The 20,145-nt window shown below is 70.7% G+C and carries 16 protein-coding genes; 8 read left to right on the top strand and 8 right to left on the bottom strand.

Going from position 1 to position 20,145, the window contains the following annotated elements; translation table 11 throughout:
• Positions 1-4 precede the first annotated feature (4 nt).
• The 3 genes from QSK05_RS25700 to QSK05_RS25690 are packed head-to-tail and all read left to right on the top strand — an operon-like array spanning position 5 to position 3,740.
• Positions 5-2,116 carry an NACHT domain-containing protein gene (locus QSK05_RS25700; protein WP_285599892.1) on the top strand — a complete coding sequence of 704 codons (2,112 nt, stop codon included), beginning with the start codon at positions 5-7 and terminating at the stop codon, positions 2,114-2,116.
• Between the two features lie 49 nt (positions 2,117-2,165).
• Positions 2,166-2,813 carry a hypothetical protein gene (locus tag QSK05_RS25695; protein ID WP_285599891.1) on the top strand — a complete coding sequence of 216 codons (648 nt, stop codon included), beginning with the start codon at positions 2,166-2,168 and terminating at the stop codon, positions 2,811-2,813.
• A gap of 9 nt (positions 2,814-2,822) precedes the next feature.
• On the top strand, positions 2,823-3,740 hold the full coding sequence (locus QSK05_RS25690) for a metallophosphoesterase family protein (RefSeq protein WP_285599890.1): 918 nt from the start codon (positions 2,823-2,825) through the stop codon (positions 3,738-3,740).
• 150 nt (positions 3,741-3,890) lie between these two features.
• Here the strand turns inward: QSK05_RS25690 and QSK05_RS25685 are convergent, their stop codons facing one another.
• The 3 genes from QSK05_RS25685 to QSK05_RS25675 form a co-directional block, all read right to left on the bottom strand.
• Positions 3,891-4,973, bottom strand: coding sequence for a DNA glycosylase AlkZ-like family protein (locus tag QSK05_RS25685; protein WP_285599889.1), 1,083 nt, complete (start codon positions 4,971-4,973; stop codon positions 3,891-3,893).
• A 140-nt stretch (positions 4,974-5,113) separates the two neighbouring features.
• On the bottom strand, positions 5,114-6,490 hold the full coding sequence (locus QSK05_RS25680) for an FAD-binding oxidoreductase (protein WP_285599888.1): 1,377 nt from the start codon (positions 6,488-6,490) through the stop codon (positions 5,114-5,116).
• A gap of 9 nt (positions 6,491-6,499) precedes the next feature.
• Positions 6,500-7,759, bottom strand: a complete 1,260-nt coding sequence (locus QSK05_RS25675) for an amino acid permease (protein ID WP_285599887.1) — start codon at positions 7,757-7,759, stop codon at positions 6,500-6,502.
• A 199-nt stretch (positions 7,760-7,958) separates the two neighbouring features.
• Between QSK05_RS25675 and QSK05_RS25670 the strand changes: the two genes are divergently transcribed.
• Positions 7,959-8,930: a GlxA family transcriptional regulator gene (locus QSK05_RS25670; RefSeq protein ID WP_285599886.1), complete on the top strand. Its 972-nt coding sequence runs from the start codon at positions 7,959-7,961 to the stop codon at positions 8,928-8,930.
• Here the strand turns inward: QSK05_RS25670 and QSK05_RS25665 are convergent.
• Positions 8,906-9,292 carry a winged helix-turn-helix transcriptional regulator gene (locus QSK05_RS25665; RefSeq protein WP_352302600.1) on the bottom strand — a complete coding sequence of 129 codons (387 nt, stop codon included), beginning with the start codon at positions 9,290-9,292 and terminating at the stop codon, positions 8,906-8,908. The two genes, QSK05_RS25670 and QSK05_RS25665, sit on opposite strands and share 25 nt — an antisense overlap.
• 138 nt (positions 9,293-9,430) lie before the next feature.
• On the opposite strand from QSK05_RS25665, the gene QSK05_RS25660 reads away from it, so the two are divergent.
• Positions 9,431-10,255, top strand: coding sequence for an enoyl-CoA hydratase/isomerase family protein (locus QSK05_RS25660; RefSeq protein WP_285599883.1), 825 nt, complete (start codon positions 9,431-9,433; stop codon positions 10,253-10,255).
• Between the two features lie 71 nt (positions 10,256-10,326).
• On the opposite strand, the gene QSK05_RS25655 is transcribed toward QSK05_RS25660, so the two are convergent.
• Positions 10,327-12,525 carry a malate synthase G gene (locus QSK05_RS25655; protein WP_285599882.1) on the bottom strand — a complete coding sequence of 733 codons (2,199 nt, stop codon included), beginning with the start codon at positions 12,523-12,525 and terminating at the stop codon, positions 10,327-10,329.
• A gap of 290 nt (positions 12,526-12,815) precedes the next feature.
• Between QSK05_RS25655 and QSK05_RS25650 the strand changes: the two genes are divergently transcribed.
• The 3 genes from QSK05_RS25650 (at position 12,816) to QSK05_RS25640 (ending at position 16,086) form a co-directional block, all read left to right on the top strand.
• Positions 12,816-14,072 carry a M15 family metallopeptidase gene (locus tag QSK05_RS25650; protein WP_285599881.1) on the top strand — a complete coding sequence of 419 codons (1,257 nt, stop codon included), beginning with the start codon at positions 12,816-12,818 and terminating at the stop codon, positions 14,070-14,072.
• A 56-nt stretch (positions 14,073-14,128) separates the two neighbouring features.
• Positions 14,129-15,514: an MFS transporter gene (locus QSK05_RS25645; RefSeq protein WP_285599880.1), complete on the top strand. Its 1,386-nt coding sequence runs from the start codon at positions 14,129-14,131 to the stop codon at positions 15,512-15,514.
• Between the two features lie 221 nt (positions 15,515-15,735).
• Positions 15,736-16,086 carry an RNA polymerase-binding protein RbpA gene (locus tag QSK05_RS25640; protein WP_285599879.1) on the top strand — a complete coding sequence of 117 codons (351 nt, stop codon included), beginning with the start codon at positions 15,736-15,738 and terminating at the stop codon, positions 16,084-16,086.
• Positions 16,087-16,512: 426 nt separating this feature from the next.
• Here QSK05_RS25640 and QSK05_RS25635 read toward each other — a convergent pair whose 3' ends face one another.
• Genes QSK05_RS25635 through lnt form a run of 3 tightly spaced genes read right to left on the bottom strand, consistent with a single transcriptional unit; the run spans position 16,513 to position 19,677 of the window.
• Positions 16,513-17,031, bottom strand: a complete 519-nt coding sequence (locus QSK05_RS25635) for an FxsA family protein (RefSeq protein ID WP_285599878.1) — start codon at positions 17,029-17,031, stop codon at positions 16,513-16,515.
• Positions 17,032-17,054: 23 nt separating this feature from the next.
• The gene (locus tag QSK05_RS25630) at positions 17,055-17,894 is read right to left on the bottom strand and encodes a polyprenol monophosphomannose synthase (protein WP_285599877.1); all 840 of its coding nucleotides are present in this window, start codon (positions 17,892-17,894) and stop codon (positions 17,055-17,057) included.
• Between the two features lie 19 nt (positions 17,895-17,913).
• On the bottom strand, positions 17,914-19,677 hold the full coding sequence (gene lnt, locus QSK05_RS25625; RefSeq protein WP_285599876.1) for an apolipoprotein N-acyltransferase: 1,764 nt from the start codon (positions 19,675-19,677) through the stop codon (positions 17,914-17,916).
• Positions 19,678-20,145 lie beyond the last annotated feature (468 nt).

The raw sequence follows: 20,145 nt of genomic DNA, 5'->3' as shown, positions 1-20,145 counted from the left end.
GGGCATGGCGGGGATTCGGAACCGGTGGGTCGCGGGAATTGCTGTCGTCGTCACCTGCGCCGTCATCGGCGTGCTGATGCAGACCTTGGGGTTCGACCGGTTCGAGGCCTGGTGGGGTTTCGCCGTGACGGTGCCGGGCCTCCTGTTCGGTGTCTACCGGCAGATGCACCCGGAACCGACGGCGCCGGCGAGCGCCACCACCACGGCCGCGAAGGACTGGCTGCGCACGGCGGTCACCGATCAGTGGACCGCGGAGGCGCGCAAACGCGGGCTCAGCGATGTCACCCCGATCGAGCTGTACTGGAGTCAGTCCACACGCGACGTCCTGGTGTCCGCACCCCCGTCGTCGGCCGCTGCCGTGCGCGGCGCCCTGCCCGAGCTCTCCCGGGGCATCACCGAGGGCGGCTACGACCGGGTCGTCATCCTCGGTGAGCCCGGGGCGGGCAAGACCACCTTCTCCGTGCTGCTCCTGCTCCGGCTGTTGTCCGAGGACGTCACCGCTGTTCCCGTGCTGTTCTCCGCCGCGGCCTGGGACCCGCTGAGCCACGACCTGGCCGACTTCGTCCGGCGGAGCCTGCGGGAGACCTACCCGGGACTGATGGCCCCGCAGTTCGGCCCGAACGCCGGGCAAGAACTGCTCGGGTCGGGCGCGATCCTGCCGATCATCGACGGGCTGGACGAGCTGGACCCCCGCCGCAAGTCCGCGGCGCTGCGCCACCTCCGGGCCACCCGCGCACCCCTGATCCTCACCTGCCGCAGCGAGGAGTACGAGGACCTGGTCAGGTCGAACGATCTGGTGGTGCCGGTCGACATCGTCATCGAGCTCCAGCCGATCGACCCGCCCGCGGCCCGGGACTTCATCCTCGACGGGCGTCCGCACTCCAGCGTTCGCTGGCAGAAGGTCATCGACGCCATCGCGGTCGATGGTTCCCCGGCCGCACAGGCGCTCTCGACCCCGCTCATGCTCTCGCTGGTGCGCACGCTCTACGCCGGGGGCTCGGGGCTGCCCGACGAACTGGTCTCGCCCGACCGGTTCCCGACCGCGAGATCGCTGGAAGACCATCTCCTGGACTCGTACATCGCCTCGGCCTACCAGGACACCCCCGCGCAGACCCCGGCGGGGCCGGAGCACCGCTGGCTGACCGAGCTGGCCCGGTACACGCAGCAGTACCGCACGCCCAACATCGCCTGGTGGGAGCTCCATCAGAGCGTGGGCGCCACGACCCGGCGGGCCCTGCGCGCCACGGTGCTGGCGACCACCTGCGGGGGCCTCCTGGCCCTGGCGACCTTCTGGCGCGGCGGGGTGATCGCCGGCGTCACCCTCTTCGTGGCCCTCACGGTCAGCGGCCGGATCCGGTCCCGGGCCGGCCAGTTCCTGCTGTCGATCTTCCTCGGCGCCGGCCTGGGACTGGCCACGGCCACCGCCACAGCTCCCGCTCTGGCCGTGATCTTCGGTACCGGGGCGATGCTCGGGGGCATCCTGATGACGCTGCGGGTCAAGGAACCCGGTGAGAGCGCCCTGCCTCGCCGGGTGCACTCGCAGGCCCTGCGGACCCGCGAGAACTGGCGCACCATCCTCCCCTTCACCCTTTTCACCACTGCCTGCGGCATCCTGGCCTCCAGCTTCACGGACGGCACCACGATGATCATCGTGGGGATCATCGGCTGGGCCTTCGGGCTCTTCGCCATCGCCCTGGCCTACATCGGCCGGCCCGTGGCCGACGGGCGAGGGGCTTCCGGCCCGGCGGAAACCTTGTGGGGCGACCGGATCTGGACCCTGGTGTTCGCGCTCGGATCCAGCACCTTCCTGGCCTGCTCCACGGCGGTACTGGGGCTCACCACGCTCGGGCGCGAGCAGCCCATGGCCTACTGGCTCAGGGTGGGGCTGCTGATCGCGGTGGCGGCGGCCGTGGCACTCCTGCTCACCGTCTCGGCCTCGGCCACCTACACCTGGTCCGTGGTGATCCAGGCCTGGCGGGGCCGTCTCCCCCTGCGCCTCATGCCGTTCCTGGTGGACGCCCACCGGCGTGGCCTGTTGCGCCAGGTGGGGCCCGTGTACCAGTTCCGTCACCGCCGGGTGGCAGAACGCATCGCGTCAGCACCCCCCACGCCCTGAACCCGCCGAAGGCGCGTTCTGCGGCAAAGCCCCATTAAAGTTCACCCTCGTGAGTTCGAACCAGGCCTTCAGCTACCTCCGCACCCGTGAATGGCACCTCAACCTCGGTGTGGGAGGTGGTGGCCGTGGGCAGCTGGAGCTGATGGCCGAGGACCGGGAACGGTGGAGCGCGGCCGACGGGCAGGTGCGGGTGATCGAACAGCGGCCGAACACGGCGCGCAGTGACAGCACCACCACCGCACAGGTCGAGTGGGCCCCCGACCTGCCGCACGACCCCGGCCAGTTGCGGGCCTACCTGCTCAAGGGCGCTCCCTCGCCGCAGCACAACGTGCCCGAGACCCTGGTGCTCATCGCCTCGGTACAGCGCCTGCACACCCAGGCGATCCCGTCCGGGCTGGCCGCCGCGTTCTACGAGATCCTCATCGGTCAACCCGATCTCGTGGCCCGGGGAGAGACGGTGGACCGGGCCGGGCGCACCGGCCTGGGCTATTCGTTCGAGTTCACCTTCGGGCCGGCCCGGCGGCTGACGCTGATCTTCGACCCGGAGTCGAAGGGGCTGCTGGCCACCGAGGAGATGCTGATCGAGCCCGGCCGCCTGGCCGTCGAGGTCCCGGCCGTGGCCAGCTATGTGCTGTATCTGGAGCAGGGACGCGTCGCGAGCACGGACGAGCGGCCCGTCGCCGGACTGCCGGGGTAGCGTGGCGGGGTGTCCGAAACGCCAAAACTTCTCGCTGTCAGCGACCTGCACATCGGTTACCGGGAGAACCGGGAGATCACCGAGTCCCTGCACCCGGAGGGTCCCGGCGACTGGCTGATCGTCGCCGGCGACGTGGCCGAGAAGGTCGAGGACGTCGAGTGGACGCTCCGGCTGCTCGCGGGGCGCTTCGCCCAGGTGATCTGGGTGCCCGGCAACCACGAACTGTGGACGCACCCCAGCGACGAGGTCACGCTGCGCGGGCTCGCGCGCTACGAGCGGCTGGTCCAGCTGTGCCGCGAGATCGGTGTCCTCACGCCGGAGGACGAGTTCCCGGTGTGGACCGGCGACGGCGGCCCGGTGACGATCGTGCCGATGTTCCTGCTGTACGACTACTCGTTCCTGGCGCCGGGCACGACCACCCAGGAGGCCTCGCTCAAGCGGGCCTACGACACCGGCGTGGTCTGCTCGGACGAGCGTTTCCTGCACCCGGACCCCTATCCGGCCCGGGAGGACTGGTGCCGCGCCCGGGTCGAGTACACCCGCGAACGGCTCGAGGCACTGAGCCCCGACGTGCGCACGGTGCTCATCAACCACTGGCCGGTGGAGAGGCACCCCAACGACATCCTGCGGTACCCGCAGTTCGCGCAGTGGTGCGGCACCTCGCTGAGCGGTGACTGGCACCGGCGCTACCGGGCCGACGTGGTGGTCTACGGCCACCTGCACATCCCGCGGCGCACCTGGATGGACGGCACGCGCTTCGAGGAGGTCTCGGTGGGTTACCCGCGCGAGTGGCGGATGTGGGGGCAGCGCTCGTGGCTGCGCCAGGTGCTGCCGGTGCCCGAGGGTGTGGTGGCGCCGGAGGGTGGCACGGACACCACGTTTCACCGGTTGTGGCCCAAGCCCGAGGACGACGCCGCCCGGGCCTGATCGGCTCCGGACGTTTGGCCCCGGCGGCAGTGACGGCGGCTCTCGCCGCACCCTGACATACGGCGACCTCCGCCGCGCACCACCGCCGGGTATCCATTCAGACTCACGCCGACCTCGTTCGGTTCCCCGGTTTCTCAAAATTCTTCTGAGTTATGCGTAACGCACCCGGGCGTCCTGCGCCGCGCGGGCCGGGGCGATCAGCCGGGCCTCCTGCTCCACCTGCTGCTTCACCGCGGCGGACAGGTCGCCGAACGCCGTGATCTCGAGGTCCAGCACCCTCCCGGCACGTTTCGCCCGCCAGGTGCCGGTGACGTCGCCGTTCACCAGCACCACCCCGGGGTTGCTCAGCGACGTGTAGATCGCCCGGTGCTGCTCGGCCCCGGGTACCACCAGATCGCGGTCGCGCACCGTCAGCCAGGGGTCTCCTCCGGGCAGCAACCGCACTGCCTCAGGACGCGCATCACGACGCAGATCCTCCAGGTCGCCTTCCGGCGCCCAGACTTTCCCGGTGTTCCCGGCGCTCACCTCGACCAGGCCGGCCGGCAGGTGCGGCTTCAGCGCGGTGGCCGTCATCCCGGCGTGGGCCGCGAGCGCCGCGCTCGACACCGGGCCGTTGACGTGCAGGTACCGCAGCAGCATCTCGTCCAGACCGCTCCCGGCCCGCGGGATCTCGCGACGGCGCAGGGCCGCCGGCAAGGGCTGCAGGAAGGTTGACCGGCCCTGCGTGACCACCTCGACACCGGCCGCGACCCCGACGAGCTGGAACAGGCCGCCACTGATGTGCCGGGACTCGCAGGTGGGGCAGTCGAAGTTGAGGTCGTCGGGCACGGTGGCGCTGACCCGGCGGCTCACCTCGCCCTTCGGCAGCTTCTCGGTGACGGCCTCGCGCAGGGCCGTGGCCGCGGCGACGAAGGCCTCGAGTCCCCGTCGGGCGCCTTCCTTGATGCGGGGGTTGCTGATGCGGCGTGTGGCGTCGGCGTCGTCCACCGGCCAGGTGGCCGCGGCCAGCCGTTTCAGGTCGGCCTCGGCGTGCACGTGCGGGGCACCGCGCCACGACCAGACGATGCGGGTCCCGGGCGGGCGTTCGGCGCCCCGGGCCGCGAGTGCGGTCGCCGCGGTTCCGGCGGGGGTGTCCTGGATCCCGAGGCCCAGCAACCCCTCGACACCGCCGTCACGGTCGAGCCCCTGCGCCCGGAACCGGTACCCGAGCACGTTCTCCCTGGTCAGGTTCATGGATGATGTTCTATCCGACGTCGGGGGCGCCTCGGGCAAAGTTTGCCTGATCACGGCCGAGAAATGAGCTCCTCCGTGATCAGGCGATCCCCCAGCCTCCGGCCGGGAGGGCCCCCACTTCCCTGTTGCACGTCGTCGTGTCAGATCATGGCGCCGGGGTTCATGATGCCCAGGGGGTCGATCGCGGCCTTGATGCGGCGGCTCAGGTCCATGACGTCCTCCCCCAGTTGCGCGGCCAGCCAGGGCTGTTTCAGCCGTCCCACCCCGTGCTCGCCGGTGATGGTGCCGTCCAGGGCGATGGCCAGGTCCATCACCTCGCCGAACGCCCGGCCGGCCCGGGCCGCGGCCTCCCCGTCGGCCGGGTCGAAAACGATCAGGGGGTGGGTGTTCCCGTCACCGGCATGGGCGATCAGCGCGATCGTGACGTCGCGCGCGGCCGCGATCCTCTCGATCCCCGCGACCAGGGCGGGCAGAGCGGCCACGCCGACACCGACGTCCTCCAGCAGCAGTTTTCCCTTCTTCTCCAGCGCCGGAATGGCCTGCCGCCGGGCCACCGTGAACGCCTCGCCCTCGTCCGGGTCGTCGGTGGCGAGAACCTCGGTCGCGCCGTGGCGTTCGCAGGCCTCGACGATCGCGGCGAGCTCCCGGTCGGCAGTAGCGCCCTCGGTGTCGGTCTGCGCGACGATCAGCGCGGCCGCCGACCGGTCCAGGCCCATCCGCAGGTGGTCCTCGACGGCGTTGACGGTGGTGCGGTCCAGGTACTCCAGTATCGACGGGCGCAGGCCCGCGGTGATGGCGACGATCGCCCCGGTCGCGGCCCGGGTGTCCGCGAAACCGGCGACGACCGTGCGCGGCGGGTGCTGCGGCGGCATCAGGCGCAGGGTGATCTCGGTGACGATGCCGAGAGTGCCCTCACTGCCGACGAACAGCTTCGTCAGCGACAGGCCGGCCGCATCCTTCAGCCGGGCCCCGCCCAGGCGCAGCGCCCGGCCGTCAGCCAGCACCACCTCCAGAGCCAGCACGTAGTCGGCGGTCACGCCGTACTTCACACAGCACAGGCCGCCCGCGTTGGTGGCGATGTTGCCGCCGATGGAACAGATCTCGAAGGACGACGGGTCGGGCGGATACCACAGGCCACACTCCGCCGCGGCCCGCTTCACCTCGGCGTTGAGCAGGCCGGGCTGCACCACCGCGACCCGGCCGAGCCGGTCGACGCGGATGTCCCGCAGGCGTTCCGTGGAGAGCACGATGCCGCCCGAAACCGCTGTGCTGCCACCCGACAGACCCGTCCCGGCACCTCGGGGCACCACGGCCACCCGGTGCTCCGAGGCCCACCGCAGAGCTGTCTGCACCTGCCCGGTGCTCTCCGCCCGCACGACCGCCACGGGCGTGCCCGCATCCGGGTCGGCCGCCCGGTCGTAGCGGTACTTGTCGGTGCGTACCGGATCGGTGATCACCACGCCGTCCGGCAGCGAGGCCACCAGCTCGTCGAGGGCCGTAGGGGTCGGTGCCGGCATGCGTGCTCCTCAGCGTCGAGGGACCTTCCAGCCACCATAGGCGAGCGCGGCCGCCGCGACGAGGAGCGCCCAGAGCAGATGCACACCGGTCATCGCCAGGAGGGCGAGCACGGTCAGCATCGCGATCCCGGCGACCACACGCTGCTCGAGCAGGCGCAGGGCCGCCGCCACCCCGACGGCGTACACGGTGACGAACAGGCCGCTGGTCGCCAGCACGATCGAGCCCAGATCCAGGTCCAGCGCGCTGACCACTCCCAGCACCGTGAGCGACGCGACCACATTCGCCGCGAGGCTGCGGCGCGGCACCTCGCCCGCCCGGCTTCCCCTCCCCAGCCAGGCGGGCAGAGCCCCGTCCCGTCCCAGCGCGGCCCCGAGCTTGGCCGCGCCGGCGTAGTAGGCGTTCATCGTGCCCAAGGTCAGCAGCACGGCCGCGACCGCCGCCAGCACCCGCGCGTTCCCACCGAAAGCCACCGCCAGCAGTTCACCCAGTGGCGCGGCCGAGTCGGCCGCAGCCGGTCCGAGCACGAGGATCACGGTCAGGGCCACCGCCAGGTAGATCACCCCGACGATCACCACGGCCGCCGCCGTGGCCCGGGCCAGATCCCGGCCCGGGTCGCGGAACTCCCCGGTCAGATGGGTAATCGCCTCCCAGCCGACGAAACTCCAGACCAGCAGCGCCGTGGCCGGGGCGATCGCCGCGAACCCGTGCGGCGCGAAGGGTTCCAGGTGGCCCGGATCGGCGTGCGGTAGCGCGAAGAGCACCGCGACCAGCAGGAAGCCGACCAGCAGCACCGACAGGGCCAGCTGCGCCCGGCCCGAGACCCGCACGCCGAACCAGTTCACCCCCGCCGCGGTGAGCACCATCGCGAAGGCCGTGACGATCGCGGTGGCACGCCCTCCCCCGACGGCCGACTCGACGTAGTACCCGGCGAATAAGGCCGCGGCGGAGGAACCCGGCGGCACGGCGGCGTAGAAGCACCAGCCGACCACGGCCGAGGCCCGCGGGCCGAACGCCAGGCGGGCGTAGTGGGCCACCCCGCCCGCGTCCGGGTGCCGGGCCCCCAGCGCCGCGAACGTGAAGGCCAGCGGCGCGGAGGCGGCCACCATGAGCAGCCAGCCGATGAGGGACGCGGGTCCCGCCGCCTTCGCGGCGAGCGCGGGCAGAGCGATGACCCCGGTCCCCAGAACAGCCCCGACGTAAAGAGCCGTCCCCTGCCCGACCCCCAGCCCGGCGGCACGTTCGCGAGCCAACACCTTGTCCGTGATCATGCAAAACCTCCCCGGAGTTCTAGAACGGTGGCCCAGAGAGTTCTAGAACGCTGGGGAGGTTTTGCATGATCACGGAGGTTGGGAGGGGCGTCGCCGGGTGAGGATGCTGTCATGCGCTCACTGTGGTCCGGGCGCACCGGGCCTCGACAGTGGCAGAAATGCCTTCCGGCGCTGGATTCCTGCCAGTACCGTGCATCGCATGCACACGGTTGCGCTCGCCCTCACCGACGGCATGCCGATGTTCGAGTTTGCCGTGCCCTGTGAAGTATTCGGGATCGACCGGTCCGATCTGGTGGACCCCTGGTACGAGCTGCGGTTCTGCGGTGCACAGCCCAGATACCGCACGGCGGCGGGCCTCGCCGTCACTCCCGACGGCGATCTGGGCACCCTGGAGCAGGCCGACACCGTGCTGGTCCCGGCCATGAACCGGGCCCATCAGCTGAAGCCGCCGCCCGACCTGGTCGCCGCCGTGCGCCGGGCCCACGATCGCGGGGCGCGCATCGTCTCCATCTGCGCGGGCTCGTACCTGCTGGCCGAGGCCGGGATCCTCCAGGGGCGCCGGGCCACCACGCACTGGATGAACGCCGTCGACTTCACCCATCGCTTCCCCGGGGTGCAGTTCACCCCCGACGTGCTCTACGTCAGCGACGGTGACGTGCACACCAGCGCCGGCACCGGTGCGGCCATCGACCTGTGCCTGCACCTGGTACGCCTCGACCACGGTGCGGCGGTCGCGAACGAGGTGGCCCGGCGCATGGTGGTTCCCCCGCACCGCGACGGGGGCCAGCGCCAGTTCGTGCCCCCGGCCCAGATCGGCACCACCGGTGACGACCCGCTCGGCGTGGCCCTGGGCTGGGCCCTGGAGCGCCTGCACGAACCCCTGACCGTCGCCGATCTCGCCGCCCGGGCCCACCTGTCCCCGCGCACCTTCGCCCGGCATTTCCGCGGGCGTACCGGCGTCACCCCGTTGCAGTGGCTGATCCAGCAACGGGTGCGCCTGGCCCAGGAGTTGCTGGAGACCACCGACGAGCCGATCGAAGCGATCGCCCTCCGAACCGGTTTCGGCTCACCGGCCGGTCTGCGTCAGCACTTCCAGAAGGTCGCGACGATTTCGCCGTCCAGCTACCGGCACCTCTACCGCCCTCGTCAGCCAGCCGTGCGGGCGTCGTAGTCCTGCTGCCGCTGCCGGATCTCGTCGGCATGCTCGACGGTCCAGCGGTAGAGCACCCCGAACGGCTCCTGCAGCGAACGGCCCAGCGGAGTCAGCGAGTACTCCACCCCGACCGGCGAGGTGGGCAGCACGCGGCGCTCGATCATGCCGTTGCGCTCCAGTTTCCGCAGGGTCTGGGTGAGCACGCGCTGGGTGATGCCCTCCATCCGGCGCTTGACCTCATTGAACCGCCGGGGTTCCTCCAGCACCGCCATCGCCATCACCGACCATTTGTCGGCGATCTGGTCGAGGATCGGCCGGCTCGGGCAATCGACCCGGAAAACCCAGTCCGGATCGGTGATCTCGAACGTCACGCCGGTCATCGCGCCGGTCATCGCGCCGGTCATCCAGGTATCCTCCACGATCCTTACGATGTTGAAAGTGCGTTATTGACGGCTCCGTCAACCCCTTGGAGGCTAGGTATACATCAGATACCTGCAAGACGTCGCCAGGAGATCCCCATGAGTCACCCCACCCCCGAGACCCTCCACATCACCCGCGAGAGCGGCGTGATGCGGGTCGTCATCGACAACCCGCCCGTGAACGTGCTCAGCCTGGCTCTGATGGCCGAACTGAGGACGCTCCTGGCGGGGTTGCCCGAGGACGCGGACACCCGGGTGGTCGTGTTCGAGAGCGCCGACCCCGAGTTCTTCCTGGCCCACGTCGACTTCACCCTGGTGGACGACCCGGCCGCCGGTGACCCGACGGCCGGGGCACCGGCCGGGCTCAACGTGTTCCAGGCCCTCGGCGAGGCACTACGAGCCCTGCCCCAGGTCTCGATCGTCAAGCTGACCGGACTGGCCCGCGGCGGCGGCGCCGAGTTCGTCGCGGCGGCCGACCTGAGTTTCGCGGCGATCGGCCGGGCCGGCCTGGGCCAGATCGAGGCACTCGGCGGCATCGTGCCCGGCGGGGGCGGCACCCAGTACCTGCGCGACCGGGTCAGCCGTTCCCGCGCTCTGGAGATTGTCCTTGGAGCAGACCTTTTCGATGCCGAGACGGCCGAACGCTATGGCTGGGTCAACCGGGCCGTGCCGGCCGGCGAGATCGACGCGTTCGTCGACCGGATCGCCCGCAACATCGCGAACCTGCCCGAGGGCACCATCGCGGCCGCCAAGAGCGCCCTGCCCCCGGCCGATCTCAGCGCGGGCATGCTGCTAGAGCACGCGGCCTGGGCCAGCCAGTTCGTGAAACCCGCCGCGGAGAAGCTGATCCGCGGCGGACTGGCGGCCGGCGTGCAGACCCGCGAGGGCGAGCGCCGCCTGGAAGACCTGATGCGCGCACTGTAAACCCCCACCTCAACCCTCCGTGATCATGCAAAGTGTCCCCGGGGACACTTTGCATGATCACGGAAAGGTTTTCAGCCCACCGCCAGCCCGTGCGCGTGGGTCATCGAGTTGACCGCCTTCGCCGCCCGGCGCCGGGCGTGCAGGATCGGCTCGGTGTACCCGCTGGGCTGCTGAGCGCCGAGGAAGATCAGGTCGCTCGCGGCCAGGAAGGCCTGACTTCCCTCCAGGTCGCCGGCCATCGGCCGGTACTGCGGGTCGCCCTCGTTCTGCCGGTCGACCACGGCCGCCATCCGGGCCAGGCTCTCGCGCACCTGCTCCGGCGAGATCACCTCGTGGCGCAGCCAGTTCGCCAGCAGCTGGCTCGAGATACGCAGGGTGGCGCGGTCTTCCATGAGCCCGACGTCGTGGATGTCGGGCACCTTGGAACAGCCGACTCCCTGATCGACCCAGCGCACCACATACCCCAGGATGGACTGACAGTTGTTGTCGACCTGCTCGGCCCGCACCTCTTCGTCCCACTCCTGGGGCGACCCGAGCGGAAGCTGCAGCAGATCCGTGACGCAGGTGCGTCGTCCTCTGCTCGACAGCTCTTCCTGCACGGCCCGGACATCCACCTCGTGATAGTGCAGGGCGTGCAGCGTGGCGGCGGTCGGCGAGGGCACCCAGGCCGTGGTGGCGCCGGCGCGGGGCTGACTCACCTTCTGCTGCAGCATGTCGGCCATCAGGTCGGGCATCGCCCACATGCCCTTGCCGATCTGGGCGCGCCCGGAGAACCCGGCGGCCAGGCCGATGTCGACGTTCTGGGTCTCGTACGAGGCCAGCCAGTGCTGCGAGCGCAGGTCTTCCTTGCGCACGATCGGGCCGGCCTCCATCGAGGTGTGGATCTCGTCGCCCGAGCGGTCCAGGAAGCCCGTGTTGATGAACACGATGCGGTCCTTCGCGGCGTCGATGCAGGCGGCGAGGTTCAGCGACGTGCGCCGTTCCTCATCCATCAGGCCCAGCTTGACGGTGTTGCGCGGCAGCCGTAGCAGTTCTTCGGTGCGCTCGAAAAGGCTTACCGCGAAGGCCACCTCGTCGGGCCCGTGCATCTTCGGCTTGACGATGTAGACCGAGTTGGTACGGCTGTTGGAGGCCGACTGCAGGCCGGGCAGGGCGGCGAGCGTGGTGATGACGGCGTCGAGGATGCCCTCGGGAACCTGCTGACCGTCGGCATCGAGCACCGCGTCGGTGGTCATCAGGTGCCCGACGTTGCGCACGAACATCAGCGCCCGTCCCGACACCGTGAGCTGCTCGCCGTGGTTGCGGGGCACGGCGTAGGCGCGGTCGCGGTTCAGGGTGCGCAGAGAGGTCTTTCCGCCCTTGCTCACCGGGGCGGTCAGGTCGCCCCGGCTCAGGCCGAGCCAGGTGCGGTAGTCACGCACCTTGTCCTCGACGTCGACCGCGGCGACCGAGTCCTCGAAGTCGACGATGGTGGTGACGGCCGACTCCAGCACGATGTCCTGAACGCCGGCGTCGTCGGTGCGACCGATCGGGCCCTGGCGGTCGATGACGATCTCGACGTGCAGCCCGTGATGCACCAGCAGCAGGCGGTCCGGCTCGACCGCGGTGCCGGTGTAACCGGCGAAGACGGCCGGATCGGACAAGGTTGTCTTGCCGGACGGCACGTGCACGACCAGCTCACCGCCGGAGACCGAGTAACCGCCCGCCTCGCTGTGGCTGCCCTCCACGAGAGGGGCGACCCGGTCGAGGAAGTCGCGGCCGAACGCGATCACCCGGGCGCCGCGGGCCGGGTCGTACCCCGCTGCGGTGCCGTCCTCCTCGTGGCTGATCGCGTCGGTGCCGTAGAGCGCGTCGTACAGCGAGCCCCAGCGGGCGTTCGCGGCGTTCAGCGCGTACCGGGCGTTCGAGACCGGCACCACCAGCTGGGGGCCGGCGATGCGGGCGATCTCCTCGTCCACGCCGGTCGTGCCGATCCGCACCGACTCCGGTTCCGGCACCAGGTAGCCGATCTCCCGCAGGAAGGCCTCGTACGCGGTGATGTCGAAGGGCCGACCGGCCCGTTCCCGGTGCCAGCCGTCGATCGCGGTCTGGAGGCGGTCGCGCTCGGCCAGCAGCTCACGGTTGCGGGGCGCCAGGTCGGCGATGAGCCGCTCGAGCCCGGCCCAGAACGCATCGGCCTGTACGCCGCTGGCCGCCAGGGCCTCGCCCTCGACGAACTCCTTCAAAAGGGTCGCGACCTGCAGCGACCCCAGGGAGGTGTACTCGGTCATGCATCCGCCTCACGTGCAGGGTTTTCTGGGCCGCACACCACTTTATGGCGTCATCCGGGGCTGTCGAGGGCTTGGGCCCGTCGCTCGTCCGGCCATCGGTCACCGGTTCACGGCCGGAAGTCCTGTGGGCCGGCCGGGTGATACCCGCATCACCTCGGGTCCTGCCCGTTCAGCCGCCCCTTCACCGGGCCGAACCCAGATCCGGCAGGACGAATCACGTCAGCACCACGTCAGCGACCGGTCAGCAGCAGATCAGTAGCGGATCAGAAGCAGGTAAGGGGACGCGTCAGGTGGGTTCCGGACGTCGTACTCCCGCTCTCCTGCTCGGGGCCCTCGTGACGCTCCTGCCGATGCTGACGGTCCTCGGGCCCGGGACCGCCGCCGCCTCGCCCTCCGTGAGCGGGCCGACGTCCTCAGGCACTGCCGAACGGGAGCCGACGGCCGCGGAACTGGCCGCACAGGCACAGAAGGTGACCGCCCTGCGGGACCAGGCCCGGGCCCGGGCCGGCAGCGTGCAGTCCGCGCGGCAGGCCGCGCAGGCCGCCGCGCTGCTCGCGAGCCAGGCCCTGGAGGCCTACACGACCGCGCGCCGGGCGCTGGAGACCGCGCAGGCCCAGGAGGACCGGCTCGACGACGAACTCGCGGTCGCCACCACACAGGCCCGGGCCGCCGGCGAGCGGGTCGGGTTCTGGGCCCGGCAGTCCTACCAGAGCGGCAGCGGCCTGAACGCGAGCCCGATCCTGAACACGCTGCTCGGCACCAATGGTGGCGGGCCCGAGGCGGACGGGTTCACCTCCACCCTTTACACCCTGCGGCGCATCGGTGAGAGCCGCTCGGCCGAGCTGGCCGCGGGACGCCGGACCCGGGTCCGGGCCGAGAAGGCGGCCGCCGACGCGGCGCGCGCCACCGGGACGGCCCTCGCGGCGGCCCGGACGGCCAACGAGGCGCGCACAGCCGCCGACAACGCCGTCGCCCGGCAGCGGCGGATCCTGGACGACGCGGAGGCCGCCCTCGGCTCGAGCCGGGGCCGGGTGCGCGCGGCGGAAAGGAAGGAACGGCAGTTGCGGGCGGCCCTGCAGGCGGATCGGTCACCGGACCCGTCGGCGAACATCGTCACCGGCGTCACCGGGTCGTGCACGGCCGAGGTCGCCGGCTACCCCAACGGCGAGATCCCGCTGACGGCGCTGTGCGCCCTGGCCACCGCCCCCGGGCACTATCTGCGGGCCGACGCCGCCTTTACGTTCGACCAGCTCAGCAACGCCTATGCCCAGCAGTTCGGCACGCCGATCTGCGTCACCGACTCCTACCGCGACTACGCGACCCAGGTCCGGCTCTACGCCACCAAGCCCCAGCTGGCGGCCCGGCCCGGCACCAGCAACCACGGCTGGGGCACCGCGACCGACCTGTGCGGCGGCATCCAGAGCTTCGGCACGCCGGAGCACGAGTGGCTGTTCGTCAACGCCCCGGTGTTCGGCTGGTTCCACCCGGCCTGGGCGCAGCCGGGCGGCTCCCGGCCGGAGCCGTGGCACTGGGAGTTCGGCGGATAGCGGCTGTTTGATCATCGTTCGCCCGGCCGGGGCACCGGTGCCGCCATGATGTGCCGGTGACCACTGATCCGGGCGTCAGCAACGCCGACGAGAGCCGCCGACAGCAGCGGGCCTGGTACGTCTACGACTGGGCCAATTCGGCGTTCCTCACCACCACGCTGACGGTGCTGCTGGGCCCCTACCTGACCGTGCTGGCCAAGCGGGACGCCTGCCCCGGGCAGGACACCGACCTGGCCTGTGACACCTCGCTGCACGTGCTCGGCGTTCCGGTCTCGCCCGGCTCGCTGTCGCTGTACACCGTGACCTTCGCGACCCTGTTCTCGGCGCTGCTGCTCCCCCTGGTGGGCGCGCTGGCCGACCGCTCGGGGCGCAAGCGCTCGATGCTGGCGTACTTCGCCTGGACCGGCTCGGCGGCCGGGGCCGCCATGGTCTTCCTCAGCGGCGACAACTGGCAGCTCGGGGTGGCACTGCAGCTGATCGCCACGCTGGCGTACGCCTGCTCGATCGTGGTCTACGACTCGCTGCTCATCGACGTGGCCGGCCCGGACGAGCGCGACCGGGTCTCCAGCCGGGGCTGGGCGATCGGCTACGTCGGCGGCACCCTGCTGCTGGTGGTCAACCTGGTCCTGGTCACCGCCCACGACGCGGTGGGCCTGTCCACCGAGGGCGCGGTGCGGCTCAACCTGCTGCTCGCCGGTCTGTGGTGGGGCCTGTTCACCATCGTCCCCTACCGCCGGCTGCGGGACCGGCCGCCGGTCGACCCGGTCGACCCGGTCTCCGCCGGCGCGGCCTCGGGCGCCCGGGCCGCGTTCCGCCAGCTCGGCGACACGTTGCGGCACCTGCGCGGCTACCCGCAGACGATGGCCTTCCTGATCGCCTACCTGGTGTTCAACGACGGTATCCAGACCATCATCTACGCCTCCGGCATCTACGCCCAGGAGCAGCTCGGCCTGAGCTCCGACCAGCTCATCCTGGCCATCCTGATCGTGCAGTTCGTGGCCGTGATCGGCGCCCTGTCGTTCGGCCGGATCGCGGCCCGGACCGGTGCCTACGCGACGGTGCGCGCCAGCCTGGTGGTGTGGTGCGGCGTCATCGGCATCGGCTACTTCCTGCCGCACGGTCAGTTCCTGCCGTTCGCCTTCCTCGCCGCCCTGATCGGCCTCACCCTGGGCGGCACCCAGGCGCTGTCGCGGTCGTTGTACAGCCACCTGATCCCGCGGGGTCGGGAGGCGGAGTACTTCAGCCTCTACGCGGCCTGCGAGCGCGGTACGAGCTGGCTCGGCACGCTGGCCTTCGGGCTCACCTTCCAGCTCACCCACTCCTACCGGTACGCCATCATCGTGCTCATCGCGTTCTTCGTGGTCGGCGGCCTGCTGCTCAACCGGGTGAACGTCGGGAAGGGCATCACGCAGGCCGGGAACCCGGTACCTGCAGTCATCTGACGTCACTCCCGGCAATATTGTCACTGCGTGCGATCGACCATTGACTACATGCTGAGATATTTCGCCCAGCCTCTATCTCAATGGAATAACGCTCTGTACGCTCAGGTTGACGAAATGAGTCGTCCGATGAGCGGATCACGACGACACATCACAGGAACATCTCGCCGGACCCCGGCGTTGTGCGAATGTGAGACTGGCCGTCAGTCGCGGAGGGAGCCGTCATGGGTGAGCGGAGCATGCGCGGGACGCGCCTTGGAGCCTCGAGCCTGGAGAGCGAGTCGGGAATTCAGCCGGCCGCCCGTCAGGACATCAAGTACCACTGCAAGAACGGGCACTCCATCGTTGTTCCGATGGCGATGGAAGCTGATGTGCCCCCGCTCTGGGAATGCCGCTGTGGCGAGTTCGCACTACGCGAAGACGCCGAGCTCCCGGAACCGAAGGCCACCAAGCCCGCTCGTACGCACTGGGACATGCTGATGGAACGTCGCACCACTGCCGAACTGGAGACCCTGCTCGAAGAGCGGCTGGCGCTACTGCGCTCCGGCCGGTTCAACGGACGTCGTTCGGCATAACGCGCGCGAAGCGCCACTACACGAGCAGAGCCCGGCATCTCCCCCGATGGGGAGGCCGGGCTTTCTCGCGTCCGGTCCCCCATGAAGGACGACGTCGAGCCCTTCGCTCGAAGGTCACGGCCCACAGGTGGCCGGCCGGGCCCGGGCAACCCCGCTCCAGAGCCCAGACGCACAGCCCCCACCCCTCGCACCTCGGTCCTCACCCCTGAAGCCCTCAGCCTGAGCCCTGAGCCCTGAGCCCTGAGCCCTGAGCCCTGAGCCCTGAGCCCACAGAACCTTGAGCCCCGGCCGTCCTTCCCTCTTACCCTTCTTCGTGGTCATGCAAAGTGTCCCCCACAGAATGGTCTGTGGGGGGACACTTTGCATGACCGCGAAGGGAGGAGGGGCCGCAGCCGAGGCGCGAACGTGTTCGAGCTCACGGTGGGGTCAGGGGCGCTCGTTGCCCTCGTCCACGACCTCGCCCTGGATCACGTCGTCGCGGCCGAATCCGGCGCCGAAGCGGCCCGCACCCGGAGCGCCGGCCGGTCCGGCTGCGCCCGCGGCGCCCGAACCGGGGACTCCGGGGCCGAACTGGACGCGGTTGACGTAGGCGCTGCGCATGCTGGCCTGGTCGGCCGCAGCCCGGCGGAAGTAGCGCTCCAGGGGCCGACGGGCCAGAGGCCGGGTGAACGGCAGCACCAGCAACAGCGCCGCCACGTCGGTGGCGAAGCCCGGGAAGGTGAACAGCATGCCCGCGAGGATGAGGATCGTCGCGTCGGCCAGGTCACGGCTCGGCGGCGTGCCCGAGCGTATCGACGACGTCAGCGCGCGCCAGGCCGCGACGCCCTGACGCCGCACGATGGTCGCGCCGACGACCGAGCCGAGTAGGAACAGCCCCCACACGGCCAGGCCACCGATCACGGTGCCGATCTCGATCGCGATGATCAGTTCCAGCAGCGGCAGCAACAGGGCCGCCGCCAGGAACCACCTCAGTCGGCCGCCGGGCCGCCGGCGTTGCTGGGGTCGTGCGCCTGCTTCTCCGGTTCCCCCGGCAGCCCGGGTGTACGACCCACCGCCCGGTTGGCCAGCCTGCTGACCTGGGCGCTCCGGTACCGGACGCCCCACCGTGTCACTTGCCACAACGCCTCCACCACGATCGCCTGGTCCATCTTGCTCGTACCGTGCTCTCGTTCAACGAACGTGATCGGTACTTCGTCCACGCGCAGACCCTGCCGAATTGCCCGCTTGGTCAGATCGACCTGGAAGCAGTACCCCTGCGAGTCCACGTCATGCAGGTCGAGCTTCTCCAGGGTGGTGCGGCGGAACGCGCGGAACCCGGCGGTCGAGTCCTTCACGTGCAGATTCAGGGCCAGTGCCACATAGGTGTTGGCGCCCTTGCTGAGCAGCTGGCGGCGGCGCGGCCAGTTCACCGAGCTGCCGCCGTTCACGTACCGGGAGCCGATCGCGAGGTCCGCGCCGGCCTCCACCCGGTCGAGCAGGTCGGGCAGCTGCTCCGGAGGGTGCGAGCCGTCCGCGTCCATCTCGACGAGCACGTCGTAGCCCTGCTCGAGGCCCCATTCGAAGCCGGCGATGTACGCCGCGCCCAGCCCCTGTTTCCCGGCCCGGTGCATCACGTGCACGTGGTCGTCGGCCGCGGCCAGCTGGTCGGCGAGCTCACCGGTGCCGTCCGGGCTGTTGTCGTCGGCGACGAGCACGTGAGCCTCGGGCTCGGCCGCGCGCAGGCGGCGGAGGATCAGAGGCAGGTTCTCGAGCTCGTTGTAGGTCGGGATGATCACCAGCACCCGGCCGGACCGGGCCTGCGAAGTCATGCGGGGAAGTTCGCCTCTCTCAGCTGGTCTTTTCACGACGGCTCAGCGCGGTGCCGAGCACCAGGCCGAGCGCGAGCGCGGTGAGGATCCACTCCGGCCACTCCCCCACCCGGGTCGCGATCGTCAGCTCGGTCCGCAGCGGGACCGTGGCCTCCAGAACGTCCTGGGTGTAGTGCCCGGAACGGGCCACCACCGTTCCGTCCGGGAGAATGATGCCACTGACTCCGACGGTGCTGATGTTGACCACCGTCCGCCCCGACTCGATGGCCCGCAACTGCGACTGCGCCAGCTGCTGCACGCTCTCGTCGGTGTAGCCGAACGTGGCGTTGTTGGTCTGCACCGCGAGCATCGTGGCGCCCGCCCTGACCGAGTCGCGCACCAGGCTGTCGTAGGCGACCTCGAAGCAGATCACGTCGCCGACCCGGACCTGGCCGTCCTGATCATCGTTGCCCATCCGCATCACCCCGACCGGGTTGTCGCGCAGCTTGTCGCCGGAGACGAAGTCTTTCGAGATCAGGTCGACCTTGCTGCTGAAGAGCCGGAAGAAGTCGCGGTAGGGCATGTACTCGCCGAACGGCGCCGGGTGCCGCTTCACGTAGGTGCTGTCGTCGCCGGTGCCCGCGCCCTGGCCGGGCCGCCAGACGATGCCGGTGTTGGACACGTAGTCGCCCGGGCCCTGCACGACGGCACCGATCAGGATCGGGACGCCGATGGCGTCGGTCGCGGCGCTGATCTCGGCCGCGGCGTCGGCGTTGATGTACGGGTCGATGTCGCTGGCGTTCTCCGGCCAGAGCACGACGTCGGGCTGCTCGGCCTCACCGGTGGCGACCTTCTGGGCCAGCTGCATGGTGGCGTTGACGTGGTTGTCGAGCACGGCCCGGCGCTGGGAGTTGAAGTCCAGCCCGGCCCGGGGCACGTTGCCCTGCACGGCGGCCACACGGGTGGTGCTGTCGTCGCCCGATCCGGCGGTGGGCAGGGGGATCAGCGTGCCGAAGCCCATCACGGCCAGAGCCAGCGCCACGCCCAGGGCGGGCAGGGCCAGCTGCCGCAGGGCGCGCGAGCGCAGCCCGGGCAGCACCAGGAGGGCCTTCACCACCGCCCAGGCCAGCAGGGTGCCCGCGACCGCGACGGCGAAGGAGACCAGCGGGGCTCCGCCGATCGAGGCCAGGGGGGCGGTCGGCGCCTGCGACTGGGAGAACGCCAGGCGCCCCCAGGGAAAGCCACCGAACGGCCAGCGGCCCCGTACGGCCTCCTGCGCCACCCACAGCCCACCCGAGGCCAGGAGCAGGACGGGCAGGCCGCCACGGGCCCGCCAGGCGCGCGGCAGCAGGGCTCCCATCGCCGCTACGTACAGTGCCTCGGTGATGCTGAGGGCGACCCACGGCAGGGCGCCGACGTAGATGCCGATCCACGGGATCAGGCGCAGGAAGAAGACCAGGCCGAAGACGAAGCCGAGCAGGGCGCCGAACCGGCCGCTGACGCCGCGGGTGGCGAGGGCCAGGCCGGCCACGCCCACGGGGGCCAGCGGCCAGATGCCGATGCCCGGGAACGCCAGGTGGAGCACGTAGCCGCTGACACCCGCGAGCAGGAGGCGGGCCCAGGCCAGACGGCCGGACGAGGTGCGCAGGGAGGAGACCAGGGCGGGACCCGCCTGCCGGAGCCGGGTGAGCGGGCCGCGCCGGGACCTGGTCTGGGGTTTCACCGGATGAGCGATATCGGCCTGGCCGGCCTCGCGGCCCAGATTGCTGCCGACGCCGGGCTCGACCACGGCCGAATCGCTCATCCCGCAAGAGTACGGGAGCCCACCGGAGCATCGAACGGGCGCTGGCCAGGGTCAGGGCCGTCTGGCGTGACGGCCAACCCCGGACCAGCAGTCCCGAACCACGTGGAACCGACGCGGCTGCCTGACCGGCAGGTGCCCGGCCGGGTCCGCGCCGCCCTTCGGACCGCCATTGCCCGCACTGGATGTACGGACAACACCGTTGTCTACTGAGCGGCGCCGGACTCGGCCGACGTCCCTGGCAATCGCTGTGATCGTAGCGATCGCGCCGTCGAGGCTAGTGAACCAGGGCTCCGTCATCAATTCGACGCGCTGACCTGCGACGATTCTCTATATCCGCAGGTCAGCGCGTTAAATCTGAGGCCAGAGAGGTAGTCGGCCAAACAGGCCGTTTCTCAGCGTGACGGCGTGTCGACCTGGAGTAATGAATCGGGTGGGTTTTCGGCGTCACATCGTTATCGGCGCACCGCC

This window comes from Kineosporia sp. NBRC 101731 (assembly GCF_030269305.1).
Lineage (GTDB): Bacteria > Actinomycetota > Actinomycetes > Actinomycetales > Kineosporiaceae > Kineosporia.
The sequence above is the reverse complement of the archived record's forward strand: the minus strand, read 5'-3'. Positions and strand labels throughout refer to the sequence as shown.